This window comes from Actinophytocola sp., assembly GCF_049647105.1.
Classification (GTDB): Bacteria; Actinomycetota; Actinomycetes; order Mycobacteriales; family Pseudonocardiaceae; genus Actinophytocola.
The window spans coordinates 1-5,796 of sequence record NZ_JBARWZ010000058.1; the positions used below are offsets into that span (position 1 = coordinate 1).

General features: G+C 74.0%; 1 protein-coding gene. It reads left to right on the forward strand.

Translation table 11 applies throughout. The features are described from left to right. The coding region (locus tag WBA97_RS07610) for an SDR family NAD(P)-dependent oxidoreductase (RefSeq protein ID WP_424230001.1) at positions 1–5,796 on the forward strand (5,796 nt) is incomplete at both ends.

The following is a 5,796-nucleotide window of genomic DNA, read 5'->3' on the forward strand; positions in this document are numbered from 1 at the left end:
CGTTCCTGTTCACCGGTCAGGGTTCTCAGCGGGTCGGCATGGGCCGGGAGCTGTATGCGGCGTTTCCGGTGTTCGCGGCGGCGTGGGACGAGGTGTGTTCGCGTTTCGACCGGGTTCCTGTCGACGACGAGGTGTTGTTGAACCGGACGGATGGTGCGCAGGCGGCGATCTTCGCGCTGGAGGTGGCGCTGTTCCGGTTGCTGGGGTCGTGGGGTGTCCGCCCGGATTTCCTGCTGGGGCACTCGATTGGCGAGATCTCGGCCGCGCACGTGGCGGGGGTGCTGTCGCTGGACGACGCCTGCGCACTGGTGGCCGCGCGTGGCCGGTTGATGGCCGCGTTGCCAGCCGGTGGTGCGATGCTGGCCGCCGAAGTGTCCGAAGAGGACGTTCCGTCGAACGTCGACATCGCGGCGGTGAACGGCCCGGCTTCGCTGGTGGTGTCGGGAACCGAGGCCGAGATCGCGGCCGTGGAGCGGCGGTGGCGGACCGAAGGCCGTCGCGTCAAGCGGCTCGTCGTCTCGCATGCGTTCCACTCGCGGCTGATGGAGCCGATGCTGGCGGAGTTCGCCGAGGTCGCGGACTCGTTGACCTACCACGAACCCGCGATCCCGCTGCCCGGCGACGTCACGGACCCCGGGTACTGGGTGCGGCAGGTGCGGGACACCGTGCGGTTCGCCGACGGTGTCACGGAACTGCGCGAACGCGGTGTGCGTACCTTCCTCGAACTGGGGCCGGACCCGGTGCTGTCGGCGCACGTCGCGGACTCCGTGGCCGTACTGCGGCGCGGCCGGGACGAGGCCGAGACGCTGGTGTCCGCCGTCGCGGTCGCGTGGACCAGGGGGACCGCGGTCGACTGGCCCCGGCTGCTGCCCGGCAAACGTGTTCCGCTGCCTACGTACCCGTTCCAGCGCAGGCGCTACTGGCTGGCCTCCCGGCCCGCCACCGCCGACGCGACCGGGCACCCACTGCTCGACGCGGCCGTGCCGCTGGCCACCGGCGGCGGGGTCGTGCTCACCGGACGGCTCTCGCCCGCCACTCAGCCGTGGCTGGCCGACCACGTCGTCGCGGGCCGGGTCCTGTTCCCCGGCGCCGCTTTCGCTGAGCTGGCCCTGCACGCCGGTGACCACGTCGGCTGCCCCGCGCTGGCCGAGCTGACCATCGAGGCGCCGCTCGTCCTGCCCGCGCGCGGGGCCGTGCGCCTGCAGGTCAGCGTCACCGCCGAGCACACCCTGGAGATCCACTCCCGGCCGGACACCGGGCACGCGCCATGGACAAGGCACGCCACCGGCGCGTTCGCCACCAGCACACCGCCCGTGCCCCAGGAACCGGTGTGGCCGCCCGACGCCGCGCGCGCCGACACCACCGGCTGCTACGACGACCTGGCGCGCGCGGGCTACACCTACGGCCCGGTGTTCCGTGGCCTGCGGTCCCTGTGGCGCGTGGAGGACACCGCGTTCGCGGAGGTGGCGTTGCCCGACACCGCCGACACCGACGCGTTCGGCATCCACCCGGCCCTGCTCGACGCCGCCCTGCACACCGTTCTCGTCGGCGGCCTCCTGCCCGGCGGCCCTCCGCACCTGCCGTTCTCCTGGTCCGGCGTCACCCTGCACCGGGTCGGCGCCAGGGCCGTGCGGGTGCGGGTCACCGCGACCGGGCAGGACACCGTCGCGCTGGCCGCCTTCGACGGCGACGGCGCACCGGTCCTGACCGTGGACGCCCTGGCCTGGCGACCGCTGTCGGCCCGCGCCATCGACGCGCCCGCCGACGACGCGTTGTTCACCGTGCGCTGGACCCCGGTCGCGGTGGACGGCGCGGCCGCCGTGCCCGAGGTGCGTGAACTGCCAGAGGACCCGGCCGACGCGCTGCGCCTCGTGCGGTCCGCGGGCACGCCGCTGGTCCTGGTGTCGCGGGGGGCGATCGCCACGGGCCCGGCCGAGGACGTCGCCGACCCGCTCGCGGCGGGCGCCCTGGGGCTGGTGCGGTCGGCGCAGACCGAGAACCCCGGCATGTTCACGCTGGTCGACATCCCGCTCGATGGCGACCACCTGCTCGCGGCGCTGCCGTCGGTGATCGCGTCCGGCGAACCGCAGGTCGCGCTGCGGGACGGGGCCGTGCTCGCCCCGCGCCTGGTCCGGGTCGCCGACGAGCCGGTGCTGACGCCGCCTGCGGTCCCGTGGCGGCTGGTCCCCGGCGACGACGGCGCGCTGACCGGGTTGCGCTGCGAGCCCGTCGCCGAACCGGAGTCGTTGCCACCAGGGCAGGTCCGCATCGCGGTGCGCGCGGCGGGCATCAACTTCCGGGACGTGCTGATCGCCCTCGGCAGCTACCCCGATCCGGACGTGCGACTGGGCACCGAGGCCGCGGGTGTCGTGACCGGCGTCGGGCCGGGCGTCACCGACCTCGCGGTCGGCGACCGGGTGTTCGGTCTGGTGGCGGGCGGCTTCGGCCCGAGCGCGGTCACGGACCGCAGGCTGCTCGCGCCGATCCCCGGCGGCTGGTCGTTCACCGACGCCGCCGCCGTGCCCGTCGTGTTCCTGACCGCGTACTACGGCCTGGTCGACCTCGGCGGTCTGCTGGCCGGCGAGTCGGTGCTCGTCCACTCCGCGGCGGGCGGTGTCGGCATGGCCGCCGTGCAGCTGGCGCGGCATCTCGGCGCGGAGGTCTACGGCACCGCCAGCCCGGCCAAGTGGGCCGCGACCGGGCTGCCTGCCGACCGGCTGGCGTCCTCCCGCGAGCTCGGCTTCGCCGATCGCTTCCCGGCGGTCGACGTCGTGCTGAACTCGCTGACCGGCGAGTTCATCGACGAGTCGCTTCGACTGCTGGCCCCCGGCGGCCGGTTCGTGGAGATGGGCAAGGCCGACCTGCGTGCCCCGGAAGGGATCTCCTATCAGGCGTTCGACCTGTTCGAGGCCGGGGCCGACCGGCTCAAGGAGATGCTGGCGGAGCTGCTGGACCTGTTCGCCGAGGGTGTGCTGTCGCCGCTTCCGGTGCGGGCGTGGGACATCCGGGACGCCCAGACCGCGCTGCGCCACGTCGGCCAAGGCAGGCACACCGGCAAGAACGTGTTCACCGTCCCGCGCTCCCCGGATCCCGGCGGGACCGTGCTGATCACCGGCGGAACCGGCACGCTCGGCGCGCGTGTGGCCCGCCACCTCGTCACCCGCCACGGTGTCCGGCACCTGCTCCTGACCAGCAGGCGCGGTCCCGACGCCCCCGGCGCGCCCGACCTCGCCGCCGAACTGGCGGACCTCGGCGCGACGGTCTCCGTCACCGCCTGCGACGTCGGCGACCGCGACACGCTGACCGCGCTGCTGGCGAGCATCCCCGCCGAGCACCCGCTCACCGGTGTCGTCCACACCGCCGGCGTCGCCGACGACGGCGTGATCGGCGCGCAGACCCCGGAACGGCTCGCCGCGGTCCTGCGCCCCAAGGCCGGTGCCGCGCTCCTGCTCCACGAGCTGACCGCCGACGCCGACCCCGCGTTGTTCGTCCTGTACTCGTCGGTCGCCGCCACGTTCGGCACCGCGGGCCAGTCCACCTACGCCGCCGCGAACACCGTCCTGGACGCCGTCGCCCACCATCGCAGGGCCATGGGCCTGCCCGCGCTGTCGCTGGGCTGGGGTCTGTGGGCCGACTCCAGCGGCATCAGCGGCGACCTGACCGACCGCGACCGCGCCCGCCTCGAACGCACCGGCACCGCTCTGTCCACACCGGACGCGCTCGCACTGTTCGACCGGGCGCTTGCCGCCGGTCCCGCACACGTCCTGCCGACCAGGCTCGACCTGTCGGCCACCGCCGACCCCGCCCCGCTGCTGCGATCGCTGGTCCGCCAGACGCCGCGCCGCGCCGCTGCCGGTGTCACTGCCGGTGGGCTCGCCGAGCGGCTGGCCGGTCTGTCGGCCGAGGACCGGGAGCGCACGGTCGCCGCCATGGTGCGGGCCGAGGTCGCCGCTGTCCTCGGCCACGGCTCGGCCGACACCGTGCGCCCAGGGCGCACCTTCAAGGAACTGGGCTTCGACTCGCTGACCGGCGTCGAACTCCGCAACCGCGTCACGGCCGCCACCGGCCTGCGCCTGCCGCCCACTCTCGTCTTCAACTACCCCACCCCGGCCGAGCTGACCACCCGGCTGCTGATCGAACTCGGCGGTGCCGGCAGTCCCGACGCCGCCGATGTCGCCCGGCCGGTGGTCACCGGCGAGACGGACGACCCGGTCGTCATCGTCGGCATGGCCTGCCGGTTCCCCGGCGACGTCGCCACCCCAGAGGACCTGTGGCGGCTCGTGGACGCCGGCGGCGACGCCATCACCGCGCTGCCCGCCGACCGAGGCTGGCTCCTGCCCGGCGCCGACCGCATGCGCGGCGGCTTTCTCGCCGACGCCACCGACTTCGACGCGGCGTTGTTCGGTATTTCGCCGCGTGAGGCGTTGGCGATGGATCCGCAGCAGCGGGTGTTGCTGGAGGCGTCGTGGGAGGTGTTGGAGCGGGCTGGTGTTGATCCGTTGTCGTTGCGTGGGAGCCGGACCGGGGTGTTCGTCGGTGCGATGTCGCAGGAGTACGGGCCGCGCATGCACGAGGCGCCAACGGACTTCGGCGGCTACCTGCTCACCGGCACGACCGCCAGCGTCGCCTCCGGCCGCGTCGCGTACACGTTCGGGTTCGAGGGTCCCGCGTTGACGGTGGACACCGCGTGTTCTTCGTCGTTGGTGGCGTTGCACCTGGCGGTGCGGTCGGTGCGGTCGGGTGAGTCGTCGCTGGCGCTGGCCGCCGGGGTGACCGTCATGGCGACACCGGGGGTGTTCACCGAGTTCGGGCTGCAGAACGGGCTGGCCGCCGACGGCCGGTGCAAGCCGTTCTCGGCGGCGGCCGACGGGACCGCGTGGTCCGAGGGCGTCGGTGTGCTGCTCGTGGAGCGCCTGTCCGACGCCCGCCGCAACGGGCACCGGGTGCTCGCGGTCGTGCGCGGTACGGCGGTCAACTCCGACGGCGCCTCCAACGGTCTCACCGCACCCAACGGGCCGTCGCAGGAACGGGTGATCGCGCAGGCGCTGACCGACGCCGGTCTCGCACCGTCCGATGTGGACGTCGTGGAGGCACACGGCACCGGCACCCGCCTCGGCGACCCGATCGAGGCCGCCGCGCTGCTCGCCACCTACGGACAGGATCGCGACCGGCCGCTGTGGCTGGGCTCGGTCAAGGCCAACATCGGCCACACCCAGGCCGCGGCCGGTGTCGCGGGCGTGATCAAGACCGTTCTGGCCATGCACAACGGCATCATGCCGGTGTCACCGCACGCCGCCGACCCGTCGCCGCACGTGGACTGGTCGTCGGGTGCGGTCTCCTTGCTGGCGCGGGCACAGGCATGGGAGCCGGGGGAGCGGCCGCGGCGCGGCGCCGTGTCGTCCTTCGGGATCAGCGGCACCAACGCGCACGCGATCATCGAGGAGCCGCCGCCGTCCCTCTCGGCGCCTGCCATTATTCCGTCGGATGCCATGGTGCCGCTGGTGTTCTCGGCCGGTTCCGCCGAGGCCCTCCACGCCCAGGTGGCGCGGGTGCGGGTCCTCGACGTCCCGCCAGCCGACATCGCGCACTCCCTGATCGCCACCCGTGCCACCGGCCTCGAACACCGGGCCGTCCTGGTCGGCGACGCGCTGGTGCGGGGTGTCGCCGAACCTGGCGGTCTGGCGTTCTTGTTCACTGGTCAGGGTTCTCAGCGACCTGGGATGGGCCGGGAACTCTACGAGTCGTTCCCGGTGTTCGCCGCGGCGTGGGACGAGGTGTGTTCGCGGTTCGACCGGG